The organism is Lacticaseibacillus suibinensis (assembly GCF_003946175.1).
In the GTDB taxonomy this organism is placed as follows: domain Bacteria; phylum Bacillota; class Bacilli; order Lactobacillales; family Lactobacillaceae; genus Lacticaseibacillus; species Lacticaseibacillus suibinensis.
The window spans coordinates 24366-44025 of the sequence record NZ_RHOK01000013.1; the positions used below are offsets into that span (position 1 = coordinate 24366).

Genomic DNA, 19660 nt, shown 5'->3' on the forward strand with positions numbered 1-19660 from the left:
TTCCAGTGGCGCTTTTTCTATGGCCTTCACGGCGTTGGTCACGGGTTCGCCATGGGCAACGCGGACTGACACTGGTACACTGATATCGAAAGGAGCGATTGCCGTGCAACAGCCACTCGCTTACCGCATGCGGCCACAAAATCTAGATGAAATCGTGGGGCAAGCCCATTTGGTTGGCGAAGGCCAGATTATTCGCCGGATGGTGCTGGCCAAACGTCTTAGCTCCATGATTTTGTATGGCCCGCCTGGCACCGGTAAAACCAGTATCGCCAGCGCCATTGCCGGTAGCACCAAGTATGCCTTTCGCATGCTCAATGCTGCCACTGACACCAAAAAAGACCTCCAAATTGTCGCTGAAGAAGCCAAAATGAGTGGCACCGTGATTTTGCTGCTCGATGAAATCCATCGATTGGACAAAACCAAGCAGGATTTCCTCCTGCCCACGCTGGAGTCAGGCCGCATTATTTTGATTGGGGCCACCACAGAGAACCCCTACCTCAGCATTCAACCTGCGATTCGCAGCCGCACCCAAATTTTTCAGGTGCACCCGTTAACCCCGGCTGACATTGGCATTGCCGTCGATCGCGCCTTAGCGGACAAACAGCGCGGCTTAGGCGACTACCCGGTTGAGCTGACCCCAGAGGCCCGCGAGTATCTCACCTCGGCGACCAATGGGGATCTGCGCAGTGCGTTGAATGCTTTAGAGCTGGCGACCCTATCGACGCCAGCAACTGAAGGCACCATCAACCTCACCGCCGCCGTGATGCACCAGTCGCTCCAGCAGCGCGCCTTGGACGGTGATGCCGATGGCGACGCGCACTATGACTTGATCTCAGCCTTTCAAAAATCCATTCGCGGCTCAGATGTTGATGCTGCCCTGCATTATTTGGCCCGCCTGATTGTGATCGGTGATTTGCCTAGCATTTTACGCCGCCTGCTGGTGATTGCCTATGAAGATGTCGGTTTGGCCAATCCGCAAACCGCTAATCGCACCCTAACGGCGATTCAGGCCGCCGAACGCTTGGGCCTGCCAGAAGGCCGGATTCCGCTGGCCAATGCGGTGATCGACTTGTGCCTGGCCCCGAAAAGTAACACGGCGATCAGCGCCATTGATGCCGCCATCGCCGATGTCGAAGCCGGCAAGGCCGGGCCAATTCCGGCTGACCTCAAAGATGCACACTATTCCGGAGCCAAAGCGCTGGGCCACGGCGTTGGCTACAAGCTGCCCCACAATTACCCGGGCGGCTGGGTCAAGCAAACCTACATGCCGCAAAACCTGGCCCATACCCATTACTACGAGCCGAAAACCACCGGCAAATACGAGCAAGCCCTCGCCCAGCAGCTGGCTAAACTCCGCAAGCTCCAGCAGGGCTAGCGCAAGCGCTGCCAATGGCGATCAGCCGCGGTTTGTGTGCACCAGCCAAGGCGCAAAATCTTGCAAGTTTACGCTAAAGGTGCTAAAGTAAAACCATGGAAGTTACCTAAGGTGTACGCGCTTCCCACCAATTAGTTGACCGAACAGTCTCGATACCTTGGGACCAGAAGTGGCGGTTGCCGTGTGATTCTTTCACTGAATCGCTAACGTGATCGTCGTCCGGGCCCACTTGCTTAATCGCGGGTTTCAACAATTCGGGAAGAGAACGGCACCACTTAGTCTTTCACAAAAGTCTCCGGACTTTGGCCGACAACAAATGTCGGTCTTTTTTTATGCCCGGCGAGTTTACACTTCAAGTGCACCACAAATTGAACACAATAAAACCCATGACGGGTACAATGTTTAACGACCAAGAAAAACATAAAGGAGTACTCGTCATGAGCTATCATCATCTTACCCTAGAAGAGCGCGAATGTATCCTTGTTTTGCACTCTCATCAACTTAGCAACCGTAACATTGCATTACGTTTGAATCGTAACCCCAGTACGATTTCGCGTGAGTTACATCGTCTTTCAGGCGAATACAGTGCATGTGCGGCCGAGGACGATTATCATGCCTGCAGGTCTCGCTCACATAAGCCAAGTATCTTGTCTCGAAAGCCTGATCTGCGGGAAATAATTGTAGATTTGATTCTCAACCATCATTGGTCGCCAGAGCAAATCGCAGTTCGTTTAAAGATGGAGAAAGTGGCCGATGTAAGCTACAACACAATTTACCGAGACATAGAGCGAGATAATTTGGGCTTGCCATTTACCTCTCATGGAGACACGGGAATTCGGCGGCAATTACGCCGCAAAGGCCACAGACAACACCCTAAGGGTGTTCGCAGACATGCGGCTCCGCAAGTGACCTACATACCCATTAGTGAACGTCCAAATTTCATTAATCGTCGACTACGTATCGGCGATTGGGAGCTGGACACTGTGCTGGGTAAGGTGGGTGAGGAAGTACTTGTGACCCTTGTGGAACGTAAAACACGTTTTTCTCTGATTGGTAAGGCTAAACATAAAGATCCAGAATCTGTGAACAAGGTTGTCGTGAAACTCCTTCGTTCCATTCCAAAGGAATTCGTACACTCCATTACACCGGATCATGGAGTTGAATTTCTGCACCTATCAGAAGTTGCGGCTGAATTGGCGATTACTGTGTACTGGCCAAAGCCTTATTCTCCGCAACAACGTGGCACAAACGAGAATACAAACGGGTTAATCCGCGATTACTTTCCTCGAAATCAATTCATTAAAATTCATACCGACGATGAGGTTCATCAGTGTCAGGTGGATTTGAACCTCAGGCCCAGAAAGGTTTTGGGATTTCAAAGCCCGTCAGAAGTGCTGTTTGATAAAGTGTTGCACTTGGTTTGACAATTCGCCCCACAGCCCAGATTCTACTTCATGCTCTGTAGCTTGCTGCCAATACTTCAGGTACTGACGGGCCTGTTTGCCATCGCGGTTCAATAGATACAAACGAAAATGGACTGGGAAATCTTTCGGCTGCCATTGTTCCAGATAGGTATACTGATGAGTCATCCCCAAGCGCTGCATCACCGCCCCACTTTTGGGATTGTTAACGTCATGGGTCGCGGTCAAAAAAGGATAGTCACGCACCGGCAGTGCCGCAATCAGTGCCGCGGCGGCTTCGGTCATATAGCCATGGCCCCAACTTGAACGTTGCAGCCCATAACCAAGATCATGGGCTTCACTGGCCTCAGCATGCACATAACCAATCACGTGGTCGGTGATGCGCACACAAATGGCCAGCGCCTCACCGTCGGGCTGATCAAGGTACTGCTCGTGTAATAACTTCAGCCGTCCCGCCTCGTTCTGCGGCATGAGCCAAGGCAAAAAGGGGTTCACCTCGGGATCTTGTTGAATGGCCATAAACGCCGGTAAATCCGCTGCCGTAAAAGGGCGTAGCGTCAGGCGCTGCGTTTGAATAATCATGTCCTCACCTCCTTATCATCAGGTTTATCCTACCCGAATAGGGCGCCGTGACCAAAGCTTGATTCAAAACCGGCAAGCAAAAATTGAATCCGCCTCACCTATTCGTTAAAATGAAAGCAACTTGTATGCGAAAGGATAGCCTCATGATACGAATTATCTTCGTGGTTTATGCCCTTGTGCTCCTCATTCTCACCATTTACACCAATCAACACCGCCGGGACTTTATGGGCCTCACCATCTCAGAAAAGCACCAACAGGAATTGGCCCGCTTCAGTGTGGTCTTTGCCATCAGCACCCTGCTGGCCGTGGCCGCGGCAGTGTGGCCGCAGATGTGGCTACAACTGGCGGCGCTGCTGGTGGGGGCGCTGGCGGCGGGGCTGCTCGGTCTGCGCGTGGCCAAATACGCGGGCGAAGCCTGAAAACATGTACTTTCATGGCTGATTCGGCTACAATTAAGTCAGAGAGGTGATGGCGATGTTACAACAATACAAGCACATTCTAGTGGCAATTGATGGCTCATACGAATCTGAGCTTGCATTCCAGAAAGCAGTCGCAGTGGCCAAGCGTAATGACGGTGAATTATTCCTGATTCACATTGTCGACACGCGGGCCTTCAACAACGTCTCAAGTTTTGATTCGGCAATGGTGCAACAAGTCGCAGATACCGCCAAGGAAACGATGAATGGTTACATCGAACAGGCCCACAAGGCCGGTTTGGAAAAAGTCAGCTACTCCATCGAATATGGCGCCCCGAAGACGATTATCGCCCGCGATGTCCCGAAGCAAAAAGATATTGATTTGATTATGATTGGCGCCACCGGGCTCAACGCGGTGGAGCGCTTGTTGATTGGGAGCGTCACCGAATACGTGACGCGCAATGCCCGCTGCGACGTGCTCGTGGTGCGTACCGACCTGAACAACAAGCCGGCTTTGGCTTCCACCAAGAAGCCGAAAGAGAAACCAGCTGAATAAAGTTGATCAACGCCCAAGTGATTGGGCGTTTTTTGATGGGATGAAACCAAAAAGCAAGCGGTCGCGCGTACTTAGCGCGAACCGCTTGCTTAGTTTGAAGCCGTGAAGGTATAGTCGTTGGCCAACGACTTAAAATCCTCGCCGCAAGTCGCCTGAAACGCGGCAAAGCTGCTGTTTTTCGTCAGCTTGTTCATGCCATCGGTGATATCGGGTAAGCTTTTCAGCACCACCCCGGTCCCGTCGGCGAATAAGAAATACCGCGATAGCCGGGCATAGCCGCGCTCGGCTTTGGGGTCTGGGATATCGAAGACGTAGCCGATCTGGGCGGTGCCGACATTGCCAGTTTTGAAGACTTTGACCAACGTCGGGGCGCTAGCTTCACTGTAGGCATCGAAATCGTCGATCAGATTGCCATACAGCTGCAAACTCGCTTGCACATAGGTATCGCCAGTTTTGCCATCAAAGTCAGCCACTCGTAACTCGATGCCATTGTCCTCGTTGGTCGGTGTCACCACATGATCACGCGCCGACTCCTCAACGGTAAAGCTACTCGGCACCGTCAGTTGAAATCCAGTAGAAAAACTAACGGTGTGCCCGGTCACCTTCGCCACCAGATTGCGTGATGAATCAATGGCCACCGTCCGTTTTAATCCCGCCGCTTTCAAGGCGTAGTTGTCGATGTACTTGGTGGCCTCATTCGTGGTTGAGGAAGACATCATCTTGCGCTGCTCGCTCATGCGGCTTTGCATCATCATTTGCGGCCAGTAGCGAAAGGCCAGCGGCGTTAATGCCACCAGCACTACAATCAGGACTTGGGCGCGATTCAGCTGGCGTTTACGCTTCGGGCGTTGCTTAACAAATAACCGGTCGTATTCGGCGTACCACACCGGTTTGTGCGCTTTGCGTTTAGCCATGGGCAGTCACCTCCGCCGCGTCAGTCGACACCACTCGGGCATAATCCGCCGCGATGGCTGCGGCCTGGTGCTGAATGCCACTGGCCATTTCGGTAATGGCTGCATTCACGCTGGCGGTGCCAACTTCGGCTTGCTACGCCGTGAGATATTGGTCGCATGATTCAATCAAAGCCGGGAGCATTTTGTACAGGAAATCCGCATGTTCGGTCAGCGCATGCGGATGCGCCATCAATTCGCGAAACAGCTCTTGCGCCGCATGCAGGCCGCCAGTAGCCTGCATGATTTTGGCTAGCGCCTCGGAGCTGCGGCTTTGGGTGCCGAGCTTCAAGATTTGCATTTTCAGCGTGCTCATCGTGTCGCGGAATAGCTGGAGCTCATCGGCGCTGAGATGATGCTGGGCCCGGTAGGCGGCAATGGCCTGCGATTGGGTCACCACCGCAGTGGCTTGCTGAGTCGGCATTAGTGTCATCACCAGCTTGGCCACCTGGGAAATCACCCAGGTGAGCAGCCACGCCCACACCAAGCCACTATTGACGGTGCCCGAGGCATTGGCATACATCAGCCACCAGGTCCCATAGGTGAACAGCGTCTGGGCAATGGCGAGCCCGGGGATAAACCCGGCATCGCGATAACGACGCGCCGTGATGGCGGCTGTGGGAATGAGTAAAAAGGCCCGCACAGTCAGCTGCGGCAGGATGCGATTGCCAATAATCAAGAAAGTCAAAATCTCAAACAGCCATAAGAATGGCAGCAGCCACCAGTATTCACTACGGGTGCTCCGGCCGTCAAAGTTCAGGGCATTCGTCAGATAAGCGCGCAAGGCGTAGAATTTGCTCACACCGTAATCGGGATTGTGGGGATCGATCATATGTATTTCCTCCAGTCGTAAATCAATTATCGCAGATATAAGTTGTGGTTTTTGGTCAGTTTTAGATAAGGCGACTTATAATTTCCCGCTTAGCTTCGCATGAGGCAACGCAAAAAGCCCTTCGCGCTTAGGTGAAGGGCTTTGGACTGGCAAATTAGGCGGAAGCGGCCTCGGCCTGCAGCTGGGTCACCAGCTCGCCGCTGGCGGTGACTTGCGCCAAGGCCAAGGCGACTTGGTAAGCCCTGCTCGCTTGGGCATCCCCGAGCTGCTTATAGGTGCGGGCTTGCAGCGTGTACAGCTCGGCCAGCAAGAACAGGCTGTCGTTTTTGACCGCTAAATCAATGCCGAGTTGCAGGTACTTCAGCACCTCATCATAGGCTTTCAGTTCAAAATATATGCGCGCACTATGCCAATAAATGGTCAATTCGACCTCCAGATACCGGCCCTCATTCAGCGGCATCTGTTTGAGCAGTTGATCGGCCTGCTGCAGGTATACGCTGGCGCGGTCGGTGGTCCCTTTTTCGGCATAGGCAATGCCTAACCCCAGCGTGGCCATAATCGCCGCCAGGTCTTGATGGGTCTGGCCTTGTTGATTCAGCACCCGTCCAAAATAATAAATCGCCTCATCCTGAGCATGATTCACAAACAACTCCACCATGCCGCGATAATAGTAGTACCGTTTCTGATCACCCTCGCTAGTCAATTTCGCCACGTTGACTTTAGCTAAGCCCGGCGCGGCGGCGACGTAATCGCCATGCCGCACTTGCTTGCCCACCTGTGCCAACGCTTTTTGCGTGCGATCTTGATTCTCCACCACAATATCATCGAGGCCGATGCCCAGGCGATTAGTCAGGCGAATCAGGATATTCATACTTGGGACTTTGTTACGTTTTTCAATCAAACTGATTGTGGCTTGCGTGCAAATATCTTTGGCCAGTTCCGCCTGCGATAGTCCTTTGAGCTTGCGGAAATACCGGACGCGATCCCCCATGATGCGTAAGGCCGGCTGCGTTTTACTCATTTCTTCACTCCCTTTAGAAACCAACGAAAAGCCGAACACCTTTCAGGTTTTCAATACGCAAATTATACCCGCAAATATTCATTTTGACTACTTTTTCTTATTCATTTTAGTGCTAACATACTAATATAACGGTTAGGATTATTAGAAATGGGTATGATTTAAATTGTATTTATTTTAGAATATAAAAATATCCGCCATATAATAGGCTGTGGCGACTTACGTAAATGATTATTGACAGCTTTTAGTCAATTCTTTTAATCAAGCTTGTTATTAATAGAGATCGATAATCTTTTGCAGATAATCGACCACGACCTTGGGCAGATCTCCGCGCATCAGCAAGGCTTCCAGCAATCGACTGCGGTTGTACCAGGCGTTCCAAAACTTGATGTTCTCTTGCGGGCGCACGTCATGCAGGCGCGTCTGCCAGGCCGTCAGGCACATCACCAAGGAATCGGCATAGAACTGATGCTTCACTGCCAGATTAACCAAATAAGCGGCGATGCGTTGATCCTCACCGTACACCAGCGGCACGGTCATGCGCTGCCAGCCAGCCAAAATTGACGCCATCAGGAAAATCTTTTCCCCACGCGCCAGGCCGGTCACCTGCGTCAGCTCATCAGCTAAATTGCCGATATGCGTGTAGGCATGGGCCCAGCCGCCGCCATCCACATAGCCGCGGCCGTCGCGCTCCAGCAGCACGTAGACACACAATCGCTGCAAAAGGCCGCTATATTGTTTGCTGGACAAGGCGTGGTAGCGATTTTGGTCGGCGTACACAAGCCCTGATAGCAACATCACGGCGAAACTGCGCTGAAAAACGGCATCGTTTTGCGGCTCCATGATATGGGCGAAAAGGATATCGGGTTGTTGCAGCGTGTTAAACAGCCAGCTCACCTGAGCGGTAGTGAAGGCATCCATCTGAAACAAATCAGACAGCAGGAAAAAGGCGCCTTTGTCGCGCACTGCGGGACTGCGACTGGCGAGATGTGCAACCAGAAACGTCAGCTCATCATCGCTCACACTAGGCGTGGCGGTTTTCTTCACCCGCTGGCGAATCGTATGCATTTTGGCCAGCGCCGCTAAATCATCGTCGGGCAAAGCCACTGGCGTTGCTGGCTCCACCGCCACCGAAGCCATCAAGTGATCCAGCGCAGCTGGCAGCTGCTGAAACAGCTGGCCAGCCAGTAATTGTTCGCGTAAAGCGCGGACGGCTTGCGCCACGCTTTGAAGTTGAGTCGCCAAGAATAATCTCCTTTTCTAAAGCAAAATCGGCCGCGCAATTTTTTGCTTAGGATCCGCCAAGACCCAGCCGAAATCATCGGCGCGCGGCGTTTTTTTCACGCGCAGGCCAGGCTGGGCCATAATGGTAAACGGGATCTCATGTGCCAGCGCCTGCTTCATGTACTGATCGATCAAGGGCTGCGGCATCAGGCCGTTCAGATAAACGCGATACTGGGGATAGCGCGTCAGCACCTGCTCCAGTAGCTGGGACATCGCTTCGGTGTGCAGCTGGCGAATGGTCACTGCCATGGCCACCCGGTCGCGAAAATTACCCAGAAAAGCGCGTTTTTCGTCAGGTTTCAAGCTGGGAATGCCCAGCGCTCGGGCTTTGATAAAAGCATTCAAATCTTCCGTCATCGTTGCCCCTTTCTAGCCGACCGACCCGTCCATTTCCATCCCAATGAGGCGATTGAGTTCGACGGCATATTCCATTGGCAATTCCTTGGTGAAGGGTTCAACAAACCCCATGATGATCATTTCCGTGGCTTTAGCTTCGGGTATGCCACGGCTTTCCAGATAATAAAGCTGCTCTTCCGAAACCTTGGACACTTTGGCTTCATGCTCCATCGACACAGTGGAATTCTTGATTTCGGTGAAAGGAATGGTGTCTGAAGACGACTGCTCATCCATTAAGATGGTATCACATTCCACATGACAAAAGGCGTTATCCGCTTTTGGCGTGAAGCGCACCGTGCCGCGATAGTCCACGGCTCCGCCATCTTTGGCAATCGACTTGGAGACAATGTTGGAGGACGTATTCGGTGCGTTATGAATCATCCGGGCCCCGTTGTCTTGATCGACCCCGGACCCCGCCACCGCCACGCTAAGCATGGTGCCCCGGGCCCCTTCGCCATCGAGGTAAACGGAAGGATACTTCATCGTCGTTTTCGAGCCTAAATTACCGTCAACCCATTCCATGGTGGCGTTTTTCAGTGCCTGAGCCCGTTTGGTTTCAAGCGAATAAACATTCTTGGACCAGTTTTGAATGGTCGTATAGCGGCAGTAGGCATCATCTTGAACGAACACTTCCACCACCGCCGCATGCAGCGAGTCACTGGAGTAATTCGGGGCCGTGCAGCCTTCTACATAGTTGATGTGGCCACCCGGCGCCACAATGATTAAGGTGCGTTCGAACTGACCGGTATTTTCCGCGTTGATGCGGAAGTAAGCCTGAATCGGCACATCCGTCTGGACGCCGGCCGGCACATAGATGAAGCTGCCGCCAGACCAAACGGCTGAGTTCAAGGCCGCAAACTTGTTATCGCTGGGATGGACCAGCGTGCCGAAGTACTGGCGCACTAAATCAGGATATTCCTTCAAGGCACTGTCCATGTCCATAAAAATAATGCCGAGTTTGTCGAACTCTTTTTTCATATTATGGTACACCACTTCGGATTCATACTGCGCGGAGGCGCCCGCGAGATACTTACGCTCCGCTTGCGGCACGCCCAAGCGGTCGAAGGTTTTCTTGATGGTGTCAGGGACATCATCCCAATCCCGGTAAGTTTTGTCGGTGGCTTTCTGGAAATAAAGCATTTCTTCCAGGTTCAGGTCAGACAAATCGGGACCAAAATCAGGCATCGGCAGCTTCTGGTAAGTCCGGTAAGCCGCCAGGCGATAGTCGAGCATCCACTGGGGCTCATGTTTTTCTGCCGAAATTGCCCGCACGGTGGCTTCCGTCACCCCCCGCCCAGTGGAGAACACTGGGTTGACCGGGTCCTTGAAATCACCGGGATTTTCCGTCGGCAAAAAGTCGACGGTTTCCGCCACCGTTTCGTTGTTCTTCGTATTTTTGGTTTCAGTCATGGTTGTCCTCCGCATCTGGCAGCCCCAGTGCTTGGGCCGCCGCTTTCCAAGCCAAGGTGGCGCATTTGATGCGCGCCGGGAATTGGTGCACCCCTTTGAGCACCGCCGCATCCCCGAGCGCCGCTTCCGCCGGACTGTGACCGTCAATCACTAGCTCGGAAAAGTCACTCACCAGCTGCATCACTTGCGCCGGTGTTTGGCCGATAATGCGGTCGGTCATTAAACTGCCTGAAGCCTGCGAAATCGTGCAGCCACTGCCAGCAAAGGCAGCAGCAGTGATTTTGCCCCCTTGCACTTGCAACTGCAAGGTCAGCACATCGCCGCAGCTGGGATTACGTACAGTGACGGCATAATCAGGCGCTGCCAGCGTGCCGTGATGGCGCGGGTGGCTCGCTTCGTCCAGAATGACTTGGCGATAAAGTTGATCCAATCTAGTCATTGCCAAGGAAAAACCCCCTTGCTTCCTGCACTGCCGCCGCTAACTGCGCCCCGTCCGCCGCTGTGTTGTACGCGCCAAAACTGGCGCGCACCGTTGCCGGCACGCCTAAGCGCGCCATCAGCGGCTGGGCGCAGTGATGCCCGGCCCGCACCGCAATGTGCTGTTCATCGAGGAACGTGGCTAGATCATGCGGATGCACCCCGGTCAAATTAAAGCTGACGATGCCAATGCTGGCGTCACTGCCATACAGTACCACGCCAGGAATAGCGGCCAAGGCCTGGCGCAGGGCTAGGACTTGACTGTGCTCCTGCTGGGCGATGGCGGCCGGGTCCTGCGCCATGAGCCAGGTAATCGCAGCCCCGAGGCCGTACACCCCAGCAATATTCGGGGTGCCCGCTTCAAACTTCAGCGGGCCCTCAGCCCATGTTGCACTTTGGTCCAGCACTTCATCGATCATTTCTCCGCCGAACTGAATCGGTGGCATCTGTTCGAGCAGCGCTTCGCGACCGTAAAGTACGCCGATGCCAGTCGGGCCATACATTTTGTGTCCGGAAAAAGCATAGACATCGGCACCAAGGGCCTGCACATCAACGCTGAGATGGGCTACCGCCTGCGCGCCATCGACAATCAAGTAGCCGCCCACCGCGTGAATAGCCTGCGCCAATGGGGCCAGCGCCACTTCTCCGCCGCCTACATTCGTCACTTGCGCCAGCGCTAGTAACTTGGTGCGCGGCGTGATGAGTTGCGCCACCGCCGCGACATCGGTATCCCCAGTCGCGGTCACCGGCGCCACCACCAGTTTGGCTTGCAGGCGGTGGGCCAGCTGCTGCCAAGGCAGGAAGTTGCTATGGTGTTCGGCACCGGAAATAAGAATTTCATCCCCAGGCTTCACCACTTGCGGCCCAAAGCTGCTAGCCACCAGATTCAGGCCATCGGTGGTGCTACGGGTATAGACGATTTCGCTGGGCTTGGCCGCATGAATAAAGCTGGCCACCTGCGCCCGCACCGCCTCGTATTGTTCCGTAGTTTCATACGCTAATTCGTACAAGCCGCGATGGACATTGGCATTGGCGTTAACATAGTAGTCTTGTAGCGCCGTCAGGACGGCTTGCGGCTTTTGACTGGTTGCGGCACTATCCAGATAAACCAGGTCTGGATGAGCAGCAAAAAAAGGAAATTGTTCACGCATCTGCCATCACCAAGGTTTCATCAATTTGTTTGAACAGGGCCTGCTTCAGTGCCGGGTCTGTAATTTCCAGCAGTCCACCTTCCAAGAAACCGCGTATCACGAGTCGCTTGGCCAGCGATTCTGGCAAGCCGCGGCTCATGAGATAATACAACTGGGTCCGGTCCACTCGCGTCACCGACGCCGCGTGGCCTGCTGTCACATCGTTTTCATCGATCAGCAAAATCGGATTGGCATCGCCGCGGGCCTTGCTGCCTAGCATCAGCACCCGATTTTCCTGCTGATTATCGCTGCCGCGTGCGCCTTTGATGATGTGGCCAATCCCATTAAAAATCAAATGCGCTTTGCCGACAATCACCCCACGCTGGTTGATATGTCCTTGCGTTTGCCGGCCGTTGTTGGTCATCGCGGTAGTGTACCCCACGTTCTGACTACCACTGGCCAGCACGCCGACATTGATGGTAGCCTGGCTGCCAGTGCCATTCAGATTCACCGTCAGTAAGCTGGCGCCACTGTTTTGCGCAAAACCAGCCACTGTCCAGTTGAGCTTGGCATGCTCGGCCAATTCAGCCGTCCGCTGCACAATCGCAGTTCGGGCGGTGAACGCGTCATAGGTCAGCCAATCAACCTCAGCGTTGGGCGCCAGTTCAAGCAAAATCCCCACGCCCAGCTGCAGGCCACTGGTCGCCCAACGGTCTTGCAGGCGCACATGGGCGCCGGCGCCGACATGCAAAATCACCAGCGCACTGCCGGTTTTGGGCCCTGCGACCTGCACCGGCGCCTCAGCGTGATAACCCGCCGGAATGAACACCTCAGTCACCTCCGGCGCGCCTAGCCACGCATCCACCGCCGACCGCACCGGCCAAGCGGCAGGCGTTTGACTCACAGTCACTGCTGAGTCGGCCTGCACTGTGGCGTGGTCAAAGGCATCCGGTGCCTGTTTCAAATAACGCGCCAAGGGGATCTTCGGCGTGTTCGGCAAGGTTAGCTCAGTCATTGCCCTCACCTGCCTTGAGGTGTTCGTAGCCGGTTTCTTCCAGCTGGTGGGCCAGCTCTGGTCCGCCGGTTTCAATAATTTGGCCATCCTTCATGACATGCACGACATCCGGGGTGATGTAATCCAGCAGCCGTTCGTAGTGGGTGATGATCAGGGACGCGAAGTCAGCGCCGCGCATTTGGTTGACGCCATTGGCCACAATGCGCAAGGCATCAATATCAAGGCCGGAATCAATTTCATCCAACAGCGCCCAGTGCGGCTTAATCATCATCAGCTGCAGGATTTCGTTGCGCTTTTTTTCACCACCAGAAAAGCCCTGGTTCAAATAGCGGTCCGCCATATCCTCTGGCATCTTCAGCACCGCCATCGTCTCATCTAACTGCTTGAGGTAAGCCATAATCGGGATGGGATTGTCTTCCGGCCGTCGGGCATTGATGGCCGCGCGAATGAACTCCGCATTCGTCACCCCATTGATTTCCGCTGGGTACTGCATGCCCAAAAAAAGCCCCAGCCGCGCTCGCTCGTCCACCGGCAGGTCAACAATGCTTTGCCCGTCAATCAGGATATCGCCTTGGGTCACCAAATACCGCGGATTGCCCATCAGTGTTTCCGCCAACGTGGATTTACCATTCCCATTGGGGCCCATCAACGCGTGAATTTCACCACTGTTAATAGTGAGATTAACCCCGCGCAAAATTTCCGGATGCTCTGGTTCTGCTTTGACTTTGACGTGTAAATCACGAATCTCTAGTGTGCTCAACGGTTTACCCCCAAGAATACTAATTGTCTTTATTGTACGGCAGTTTGACCAACGAAAAAAGGCGCGGCTCACCGGCTGTAAATTGCCCGCAGCCCAGCCAAATCGGCCGGACTCAGCTTGGAGACATTGCGATCAGTCGGAAACATCACCGAATCCGGCGCAGTGCTGTGGGCTAGCCCCAAGGCATGCCCGAGTTCATGCACCGCTGTGGCCACGTTCAAGCGCGAACGATAAGCCAAGTTTAAGCGGGCACTGGCATGGTTAACGGTGGCCTGCTTGGCCCCGGTCCAGCGGGTGATTTGCGGCCCGCCTAAGCCTAGAATCACCGCTTCACCATTCGTCTGCACCTTTTGGTAGCTGCTCAAGGTCAGGTGGTTGGTAAACTGCCCAGTGCTCCCCGGTGTCAGCTTGACGATGTCGGTTTGGTTATAGATGTTGAGGGCGGCGGTAAAAAGCTGCTGGACGGTGCGGTCGGTATGCGGCGCAAACGAATAAGTGTAGCGCGCCGCCAATTTTCCGGTCGGCACAATGGCTTCTTTCGCGGTAGCCGCGGTGCTCGCCGTGCTGGCTGAAGTGGTTGAGGACTGGTGAGGTGCCGCCTTCTCCGCACTCGGGGCCACCTGGCGCTTCACCCAACTGACCGCCGCACTCACCCCGTCTGCCACCCGCGTGTGCACCGCCGCTGGTAAACTGAAGTACAAGAAGGCACAACAAAGCAGCACAATCCACCCCCGGTGCTTCCGCATGTCACCACCTCCCTGCTTGTCGTTCCATTCTAACGAAGAATACCACCTCGGTAAAGCTGGATGCAAAAGAGGATGTGAGCAAGTCACATCCTCTGCAATGGTGCGATGGCGTTAAAGTGCTGGTAATCGGCTACCTGCTTGGCTAAGCGCGACCTTGCTCCGTAGCCTGTAGTTGCACTGCGCGAGGCCAACGCCCGAGCCAATAGCTACACACCAGACCTCACCAGCTAAAAACGCTGGCAAGGCCTGGTGCTAGGCTATTGGTCAGGCTAAGTACGGCCTTGCTCCGTAGCCTTAGTGATGCAGTCGTTTCGCGAATAAATCCCCGATAAACTGAATCAGGAACACCAGGATCAAGATGAAGATCATGGCCACCCAGGTGACGTCGTTTTGGAAGCGTTGGTAACCTACCGCAATGGCCAAGTTACCTAAGCCACCGCCGCCAACTGCGCCGGCCATGGCAGTGAGACCAATGACACTGATGATGGTCAAGACACCGACACGAATCAGTTCGCTCAGGCCTTCGCGCAGGTAAACGCGAAAGACAATGGCGGCTGGGGACAGGCCCATGGCTTCAGCCGCCTCAATCACCCCAGGGTCAATCGTCAGCAAGGCGTTTTGGACCTGCCGCGCAAAGAATGGCGTGGTGCCCAGCACCAGTGGCACCAAAGCGGCGGTCGGGCCGATGCCGGTGCCCACAATCAGGCGCGTAAAAGGATTCAGCACCGCCAGCAAAATAATGAAGGGAATGGCCCGGAAGATGTTGACGATTTTGTCCAAAATCCAGTACACCGGACGGTTCGCCAGTAAGCCATGATCATCGGTCAGCACCAAGAAAATGCCAATTAAAATGCCGAGGACACCAGCGATCAACGCCGTGAAGAAGGTCATGTACAGCGTTTGACCAATGGATTGGGTCACCCCACCATCACCGGTCCAAATCGGAATCACGTTAGGGAAGAGTTTTTCGATAATGTTCATGCTTGCTCTCCTTCCTGATCGGCGCTCAGATGCTGAACGGTGACGTCACTTTGCTGCAAATAATCAAAGGCCCGGTCAAGGTCCGTCTGCGTCCCACTCAGCACCACCAACAGATTACCAAAAGGGGTGCCTTGCAGGATTTGGATATCCCCAAACAAGATGTTGGCGGTCACGTTGTACGTCTTAAACAAGGTCGCCACCAGCGGCTGATCGGTCGAGGCGCCGACATAAGTCAGGCGCACCAGTTGATCTGGCGCCTGCAAGTCGCGCACTGCCGGCTGTTTGCGCACTGCCGCAATGGCACTTTCGATTTGAATGGTGGTGTCGATGAAGTCCTTGGTTAGCTGTTCATGCGGCTGGGCAAAAATCTGCAGCAACGTGCCGCGTTCAATGATGCGGCCTTCATCCATCACGGCGACCTTGTTACAGATCTGCCTGACGGCTTCCATTTCGTGGGTAATGAGCACAATGGTCAACCCCAACTTCTGGTTCAAATGTACCAGCAAGTCGAGAATGGAAGAGGTGGTTTTGGGATCCAGCGCGGAAGTCGCTTCGTCTGAAATCAGAATTTCTGGATCTGAGGCTAACGCCCGAGCAATCCCCACGCGCTGCTTTTGGCCCCCAGACAGTTCATTCGGATAAGCCGTCGCCCGATCAGCCAGCCCTACCAACTCCAGCAGGTCGCTGACTTTCTGGTTGATTTCACTTTTCTTGATCTTGCGCCACACTTTTTGGCCATCGGCCGTCGTTTCGGTGACGTTCGTGCCTTTCAGCGGAAAGGCCACGTTGTCGGCAATGGTGCGTGAATTCATCAAGTTGAAATGCTGAAAAATCATGCCGATGCGCCGACGCTCCTGTCGTAGCTTGGCGGCATCCAGCTTCAGCATATCTTGCCCCAGCACCGACACCGTGCCACTGGTTGGTCGCTGCAACAAATTAATGGTACGCACCAACGTTGACTTCCCAGCGCCTGAATACCCGACAATCCCGTAGATATCACCGCGTTCAACCGTCAAATCGACATGATCGACGGCGTGCACGCTGCGAGTTTTCTCTTTGAATTCGACATCCACTTGCTTCAATGTGATTAACGGCTCTGCCATACTTTACCTCATTTCTCGACGAACGCGTTGCAACTGGTTACCAAGCAGGAATAACGGCGCCTTTGTAGTACTTCTTCAGCAACTTAGCAGTGCGCTGCGTTTCATATGCTTTAACAATCTTCTGGTAAGTCTTGTTCTTCTTATCAGCTGCGGACTTAGCAGCGATAATGTTGATCCAAGGCTTGGACTTGGCACTGAGCTTTTCCACCGAAATGGCATCGGCAGGCTTGAGGTTTGCGGCAACGGCGATATCGTTGTTGACGATGGCCGCATCCACATCATTCAAGCTACGCGCGGTTTGCGCGGAGTCCAGTTCCGTAATCTTCAGGTCCAACTTGTTTTCGGTGATATCGTGAATCGTTGGGGTGGCGACGTCCTTGACTTTGATAATACCGTTAGCAGCCAACAGGTCCAGGGCTCGGCCTTCGTTGGAGACATCATTTGGCACAGACACGGTGTCGCCCTTCTTCAGGTCTTTCAGCGACTTGATCTTGTTGGAGAAGGCACGCATTGGCCCGATGTAGGTGTTACCAATTGCGGTCAGCTTTTCGTTGTGCTTCTTGTTCCAAGTGTTCAAAAAGTCGTTGTGCTGGAAGGAATTCAACTGAATATCGCCATCTTGCAAGGCTTGGTTCGGCGTGTTGTATTCGGTGAATTGAACCAGTTTGATTTTGACGTCTTCTTTGGCGAGGCGTTTTTGAATGTCCTTCCAAATTTCAACGTCGGTACTCATGATCCCGACTTTGACCGTCTTTGGGGTTTGAGTCGTTGACTTGTTGCTGCCACATGCAGCTAAAGCGAGCACTGGTAAGGCCAAGGCCGCCGTTAAGGCCAGTTTCTTGAACAATTTCATTTTCTATTCCTCCAATTTTTTGAGCGAAACAAAAAGTCCGCTTCTAACAGCTTGTTAGAAGCGGACTAACCGCGGTACCATTCTAATTCACTAGTCAAAAAGACTAGCCTCACTAACGGGCTATCACCCGCGTGCAAGATAATGGTTGCCACCCATTGCCGCCTTGCCAGTGCACTGGTTCGGGACACCGATCCGTGAGCCATTCTCGGCCTCGCGCGCTACCCTGCTCTCAGCAGTTGCAGGTTTTCTGTACAGTCTAGCGTGGCTTCTCTCTCACATCGTTCGTTTGCTCTTTAGAATAACTAGAGTTTACTGAGTTCGCCTGGCAGTGTCAACCTTAAAATTAAAAATATCTGAGAAACATTTTCATGCTTGCCGTGACTCGGCCAGCTAAGTGCGCCGAATCAACGTCTCAATCTGATCGGCCGCTGCCGCAAAAGCGTCGGCGCGCGCTGCGCCTTGCACCTGCGCAAGGTCAGCCAGCGGCCAGTGCAAAGCACGCGTTGTTGCCGGCAGCACCGGACAGTGATCCCTAGCATCCCCGCGTAGCGTGACCAACACATCACTGCGGTTTAATCGATTGGCTTGGCCTGCGCGTGAGCCCAGTCGATGCCGCGTTTGGCCAACGTCTGGACCGTCCTGGGATCCACAGGGGTCGGCTGCACGCCGGCGCTTTGCACGCGCCAGCCGGGCAGCAACTGTTGGGTGAGCGCCTCGGCCAGTTGGCTCCGGCACGCATTGCCTGTACATCAAAAGTATACCTGCATGGCAAGCCCTCCATGGGGTTAAGCCTTTAGCGTCACAACCCAGTTGGCGCTATGCGCCGCTTCGTTGAGCAGGCTTGGATCATCCACGGCCGCTTCATTGACCGCGACCACGGTGCCACTCACCGGTGCGTCCAGATCGAGCACCGTTTTCTCCGCTTCAACGTTCATAAAGGCGTGACCAGCGGTAAGTCGTGTGCCGATTTTCGGTAACTCCACAAATTTAATTTTGCCCATTGTCTGCTGAGCGTCAGCGGTTAAGCCCAACGTAATCGTGTCATGTTGCTTTTCTTGCCAAAAATTTTCTGTCATGACCCATTCTCCTTGCTTAACGATCGAATTCCTCTCCCTCTTGGCTAAACATGTAACTCTGATGGTGATAGCGCATGGAGAGGATCATACCCACAGACAACATATCCGCCAGTAGGAACGAGCCCCCTTGCGAGATAAAAGGCAGTGGAATCCCAGTTAAAGGTAGCAGACCGATATTCATCCCGATGTTTTCAAAAATATGGAACACAAACATCATGATGACCCCAGTGGAAATGTAGGCATAAAATTCGTTTTGAGTATCGAAGGTGACCCGAATCATTTGGTAAATCAACAGGAAGTACAGCAGAATCACCGCCGCACAGCCGATAAACCCAAACGCTTCGCCAATCGTGGAAAACGCCATATCGGATTCCCGCACCGGCACCGTGACTTTCAAATTGTTGAAGCCGCGCCCGTACATTTGCCCGGAACCAATCGCCTTCATGGATTGCCATAACTGATAGGAACTGGTGCTCGTCGCCCCACTGGGATCAAGCCAGGAGTCGATACGCTTGAACTGATATGCTGCAAAGCCCAAGTGTTCCAAAATCCGCCGGCCCCAAGGTTGCACCACCAAGACGATAGCCGTTGACCCGATGGCCCCGGCGCCGATGCCAATTGGGGCGATGATTTTCCAGGTAATGCCGGATACCAGCACCACCCCGGCAAAAATCGCCAGGAACACCAGCATGGTCCCGAAGTCATTTTGCAGCTTTAACAGCACTAGCACTGGCAGCGTCCAAAGCAACATTTCGCCAATCAGCCGCCAATCATTGGCCGTGCTGTGCTGATACTTGGTATTGTGGTTGGTCACCACCCGGCCCAGCATCAAGATATATGCCGGTTTCATCACCTCCGAAGGTTGGAAGGTGAACGAGCCAAACCCTAACCAGCTCTTGGCGCCAGTATGATCAAACACTGCTCGATCATAAGCCACTAGCACCAAAATCAGCAGAAAAATCCCGAGTCCGTACAAAATCGGCGCCACGCGCCACAGCTGCTCGGCATCGAATTGCATCACGAAAAAAATACCAATGCCGCCAATCACGTACCACACAGCCTGCATAATCAAGGCCCGCGTGGTACTGGTCGAGGACGTATCATGCGAAACGGCCATGTAAATCGCTGCCATCCCAATCAACGCCAGCAGCATCACCGACAGGATAATCCCGTAGTCGATGCGGTCTTCACTTTTGCGGCGGGTTGAAACTGCCTTTGCCATGCCGTCACTCCTTTCCCTGCCTCACGTCTCAGCCGAAACCGGCAGAAAGCGGGCTGA

Annotated in this window: 23 protein-coding genes; 4 read left to right on the forward strand and 19 right to left on the reverse strand. The window is 53.9% G+C overall.

Annotation, left to right across the window (positions count from 1 at the left end):
* Nucleotides 1-103: 103 nt before the first annotated feature.
* Together EKM90_RS07750 and EKM90_RS07755 are read left to right on the forward strand one after the other, a co-directional pair.
* Nucleotides 104-1375 carry a replication-associated recombination protein A gene (locus EKM90_RS07750; RefSeq protein ID WP_125581363.1) on the forward strand — a complete coding sequence of 424 codons (1272 nt, stop codon included), beginning with the start codon at nucleotides 104-106 and terminating at the stop codon, nucleotides 1373-1375.
* A gap of 437 nt (nucleotides 1376-1812) precedes the next feature.
* Complete coding sequence (locus EKM90_RS07755) at nucleotides 1813-2799, forward strand: IS30 family transposase (RefSeq protein WP_191987470.1); 987 nt, start codon at nucleotides 1813-1815, stop codon at nucleotides 2797-2799.
* Here EKM90_RS07755 and EKM90_RS07760 read toward each other — a convergent pair.
* Nucleotides 2761-3378 (reverse strand): GNAT family N-acetyltransferase, encoded by a 618-nt coding sequence (locus EKM90_RS07760; RefSeq protein WP_125581367.1) that lies wholly within the window; start codon nucleotides 3376-3378, stop codon nucleotides 2761-2763. The genes EKM90_RS07755 and EKM90_RS07760 overlap by 39 nt on opposite strands.
* A 143-nt stretch (nucleotides 3379-3521) precedes the next feature.
* On the opposite strand from EKM90_RS07760, the gene EKM90_RS07765 reads away from it, so the two are divergent.
* Nucleotides 3522-3797, forward strand: coding sequence for a hypothetical protein (locus EKM90_RS07765; RefSeq protein WP_125581369.1), 276 nt, complete (start codon nucleotides 3522-3524; stop codon nucleotides 3795-3797).
* A 55-nt stretch (nucleotides 3798-3852) separates the two neighbouring features.
* Nucleotides 3853-4350 (forward strand): universal stress protein, encoded by a 498-nt coding sequence (locus EKM90_RS07770; RefSeq protein ID WP_125581371.1) that lies wholly within the window; start codon nucleotides 3853-3855, stop codon nucleotides 4348-4350.
* A gap of 89 nt (nucleotides 4351-4439) precedes the next feature.
* Here the strand turns inward: EKM90_RS07770 and EKM90_RS07775 are convergent, their stop codons facing one another.
* From EKM90_RS07775 to EKM90_RS07855, 18 genes are all read right to left on the reverse strand, one after another.
* Nucleotides 4440-5264: a hypothetical protein gene (locus EKM90_RS07775; RefSeq protein ID WP_125581373.1), complete on the reverse strand. Its 825-nt coding sequence runs from the start codon at nucleotides 5262-5264 to the stop codon at nucleotides 4440-4442.
* A gap of 133 nt (nucleotides 5265-5397) precedes the next feature.
* Nucleotides 5398-6132 carry a 5-bromo-4-chloroindolyl phosphate hydrolysis family protein gene (locus tag EKM90_RS07780; RefSeq protein WP_125581375.1) on the reverse strand — a complete coding sequence of 245 codons (735 nt, stop codon included), beginning with the start codon at nucleotides 6130-6132 and terminating at the stop codon, nucleotides 5398-5400.
* Between the two features lie 154 nt (nucleotides 6133-6286).
* Entirely contained in the window at nucleotides 6287-7153 is an 867-nt protein-coding gene (locus EKM90_RS07785) for a helix-turn-helix domain-containing protein (protein ID WP_125581377.1), read from the reverse strand.
* A 270-nt stretch (nucleotides 7154-7423) separates the two neighbouring features.
* The gene (locus tag EKM90_RS07790) at nucleotides 7424-8395 is read right to left on the reverse strand and encodes a DUF2785 domain-containing protein (RefSeq protein WP_125581379.1); all 972 of its coding nucleotides are present in this window, start codon (nucleotides 8393-8395) and stop codon (nucleotides 7424-7426) included.
* Nucleotides 8396-8410: 15 nt separating this feature from the next.
* On the reverse strand, nucleotides 8411-8791 hold the full coding sequence (locus tag EKM90_RS07795) for a DUF1694 domain-containing protein (RefSeq protein ID WP_125581381.1): 381 nt from the start codon (nucleotides 8789-8791) through the stop codon (nucleotides 8411-8413).
* A gap of 12 nt (nucleotides 8792-8803) precedes the next feature.
* Nucleotides 8804-10240, reverse strand: a complete 1437-nt coding sequence (gene sufB / locus EKM90_RS07800) for a Fe-S cluster assembly protein SufB (protein WP_125581383.1) — start codon at nucleotides 10238-10240, stop codon at nucleotides 8804-8806.
* Entirely contained in the window at nucleotides 10233-10685 is a 453-nt protein-coding gene (gene sufU, locus EKM90_RS07805) for a Fe-S cluster assembly sulfur transfer protein SufU (RefSeq protein WP_125581385.1), read from the reverse strand. The genes sufB and sufU overlap by 8 nt, the downstream gene beginning before the upstream one ends.
* Entirely contained in the window at nucleotides 10672-11868 is a 1197-nt protein-coding gene (locus tag EKM90_RS07810; RefSeq protein ID WP_125581387.1) for an aminotransferase class V-fold PLP-dependent enzyme, read from the reverse strand. Before EKM90_RS07810 ends, sufU begins: the two co-directional genes overlap by 14 nt.
* A complete protein-coding gene (locus tag EKM90_RS07815; protein ID WP_164507911.1) occupies nucleotides 11861-12862 on the reverse strand; it encodes a SufD family Fe-S cluster assembly protein in 1002 nt (333 codons plus the stop codon). Before EKM90_RS07815 ends, EKM90_RS07810 begins: the two co-directional genes overlap by 8 nt.
* Nucleotides 12855-13622, reverse strand: coding sequence for a Fe-S cluster assembly ATPase SufC (sufC, locus tag EKM90_RS07820; protein ID WP_125581391.1), 768 nt, complete (start codon nucleotides 13620-13622; stop codon nucleotides 12855-12857). The genes EKM90_RS07815 and sufC overlap by 8 nt, the downstream gene beginning before the upstream one ends.
* A 68-nt stretch (nucleotides 13623-13690) precedes the next feature.
* Nucleotides 13691-14368: a matrixin family metalloprotease gene (locus EKM90_RS07825; RefSeq protein ID WP_125581393.1), complete on the reverse strand. Its 678-nt coding sequence runs from the start codon at nucleotides 14366-14368 to the stop codon at nucleotides 13691-13693.
* A 294-nt stretch (nucleotides 14369-14662) separates the two neighbouring features.
* On the reverse strand, nucleotides 14663-15349 hold the full coding sequence (locus EKM90_RS07830) for a methionine ABC transporter permease (RefSeq protein WP_125581395.1): 687 nt from the start codon (nucleotides 15347-15349) through the stop codon (nucleotides 14663-14665).
* Complete coding sequence (locus EKM90_RS07835) at nucleotides 15346-16452, reverse strand: methionine ABC transporter ATP-binding protein (RefSeq protein ID WP_164507912.1); 1107 nt, start codon at nucleotides 16450-16452, stop codon at nucleotides 15346-15348. The genes EKM90_RS07830 and EKM90_RS07835 overlap by 4 nt, the downstream gene beginning before the upstream one ends.
* Before the next feature lie 37 nt (nucleotides 16453-16489).
* Nucleotides 16490-17305: a MetQ/NlpA family ABC transporter substrate-binding protein gene (locus tag EKM90_RS07840; RefSeq protein ID WP_125581397.1), complete on the reverse strand. Its 816-nt coding sequence runs from the start codon at nucleotides 17303-17305 to the stop codon at nucleotides 16490-16492.
* Between the two features lie 390 nt (nucleotides 17306-17695).
* Nucleotides 17696-17863: a low molecular weight phosphatase family protein gene (locus EKM90_RS12815; RefSeq protein ID WP_164507913.1), complete on the reverse strand. Its 168-nt coding sequence runs from the start codon at nucleotides 17861-17863 to the stop codon at nucleotides 17696-17698.
* Nucleotides 17864-17877: 14 nt separating this feature from the next.
* Entirely contained in the window at nucleotides 17878-18003 is a 126-nt protein-coding gene (locus EKM90_RS07845; protein ID WP_373301044.1) for a low molecular weight phosphatase family protein, read from the reverse strand.
* A gap of 87 nt (nucleotides 18004-18090) precedes the next feature.
* Nucleotides 18091-18381 (reverse strand): glycine cleavage system protein H, encoded by a 291-nt coding sequence (locus EKM90_RS07850; protein WP_125581399.1) that lies wholly within the window; start codon nucleotides 18379-18381, stop codon nucleotides 18091-18093.
* A gap of 16 nt (nucleotides 18382-18397) precedes the next feature.
* The gene (locus EKM90_RS07855) at nucleotides 18398-19603 is read right to left on the reverse strand and encodes an FtsW/RodA/SpoVE family cell cycle protein (RefSeq protein ID WP_125581401.1); all 1206 of its coding nucleotides are present in this window, start codon (nucleotides 19601-19603) and stop codon (nucleotides 18398-18400) included.
* Between the last annotated feature and the right edge of the window lie 57 nt (nucleotides 19604-19660).

What these genes read in the sequence shown, in the direction of transcription:
- EKM90_RS07755 (WP_191987470.1), top strand. Translation starts at nt 1,813, where the DNA reads ATGAGCTATCATCATCTTACCCTAGAAGAGCGCGAATGTATCCTTGTT.
- EKM90_RS07760 (WP_125581367.1), bottom strand. Translation starts at nt 3,378, where the DNA reads ATGATTATTCAAACGCAGCGCCTGACGCTACGCCCTTTTACGGCAGCG.
- EKM90_RS07765 (WP_125581369.1), top strand. Translation starts at nt 3,522, where the DNA reads ATGATACGAATTATCTTCGTGGTTTATGCCCTTGTGCTCCTCATTCTC.
- EKM90_RS07770 (WP_125581371.1), top strand. Translation starts at nt 3,853, where the DNA reads ATGTTACAACAATACAAGCACATTCTAGTGGCAATTGATGGCTCATAC.
- EKM90_RS07775 (WP_125581373.1), bottom strand. Translation starts at nt 5,264, where the DNA reads ATGGCTAAACGCAAAGCGCACAAACCGGTGTGGTACGCCGAATACGAC.
- EKM90_RS07780 (WP_125581375.1), bottom strand. Translation starts at nt 6,132, where the DNA reads ATGATCGATCCCCACAATCCCGATTACGGTGTGAGCAAATTCTACGCC.
- EKM90_RS07785 (WP_125581377.1), bottom strand. Translation starts at nt 7,153, where the DNA reads ATGAGTAAAACGCAGCCGGCCTTACGCATCATGGGGGATCGCGTCCGG.
- EKM90_RS07795 (WP_125581381.1), bottom strand. Translation starts at nt 8,791, where the DNA reads ATGACGGAAGATTTGAATGCTTTTATCAAAGCCCGAGCGCTGGGCATT.
- sufB (WP_125581383.1), bottom strand. Translation starts at nt 10,240, where the DNA reads ATGACTGAAACCAAAAATACGAAGAACAACGAAACGGTGGCGGAAACC.
- EKM90_RS07810 (WP_125581387.1), bottom strand. Translation starts at nt 11,868, where the DNA reads ATGCGTGAACAATTTCCTTTTTTTGCTGCTCATCCAGACCTGGTTTAT.
- EKM90_RS07815 (WP_164507911.1), bottom strand. Translation starts at nt 12,862, where the DNA reads ATGACTGAGCTAACCTTGCCGAACACGCCGAAGATCCCCTTGGCGCGT.
- EKM90_RS07825 (WP_125581393.1), bottom strand. Translation starts at nt 14,368, where the DNA reads ATGCGGAAGCACCGGGGGTGGATTGTGCTGCTTTGTTGTGCCTTCTTG.
- EKM90_RS07830 (WP_125581395.1), bottom strand. Translation starts at nt 15,349, where the DNA reads ATGAACATTATCGAAAAACTCTTCCCTAACGTGATTCCGATTTGGACC.
- EKM90_RS07835 (WP_164507912.1), bottom strand. Translation starts at nt 16,452, where the DNA reads ATGGCAGAGCCGTTAATCACATTGAAGCAAGTGGATGTCGAATTCAAA.
- EKM90_RS07840 (WP_125581397.1), bottom strand. Translation starts at nt 17,305, where the DNA reads ATGAAATTGTTCAAGAAACTGGCCTTAACGGCGGCCTTGGCCTTACCA.
- EKM90_RS07850 (WP_125581399.1), bottom strand. Translation starts at nt 18,381, where the DNA reads ATGACAGAAAATTTTTGGCAAGAAAAGCAACATGACACGATTACGTTG.
- EKM90_RS07855 (WP_125581401.1), bottom strand. Translation starts at nt 19,603, where the DNA reads ATGGCAAAGGCAGTTTCAACCCGCCGCAAAAGTGAAGACCGCATCGAC.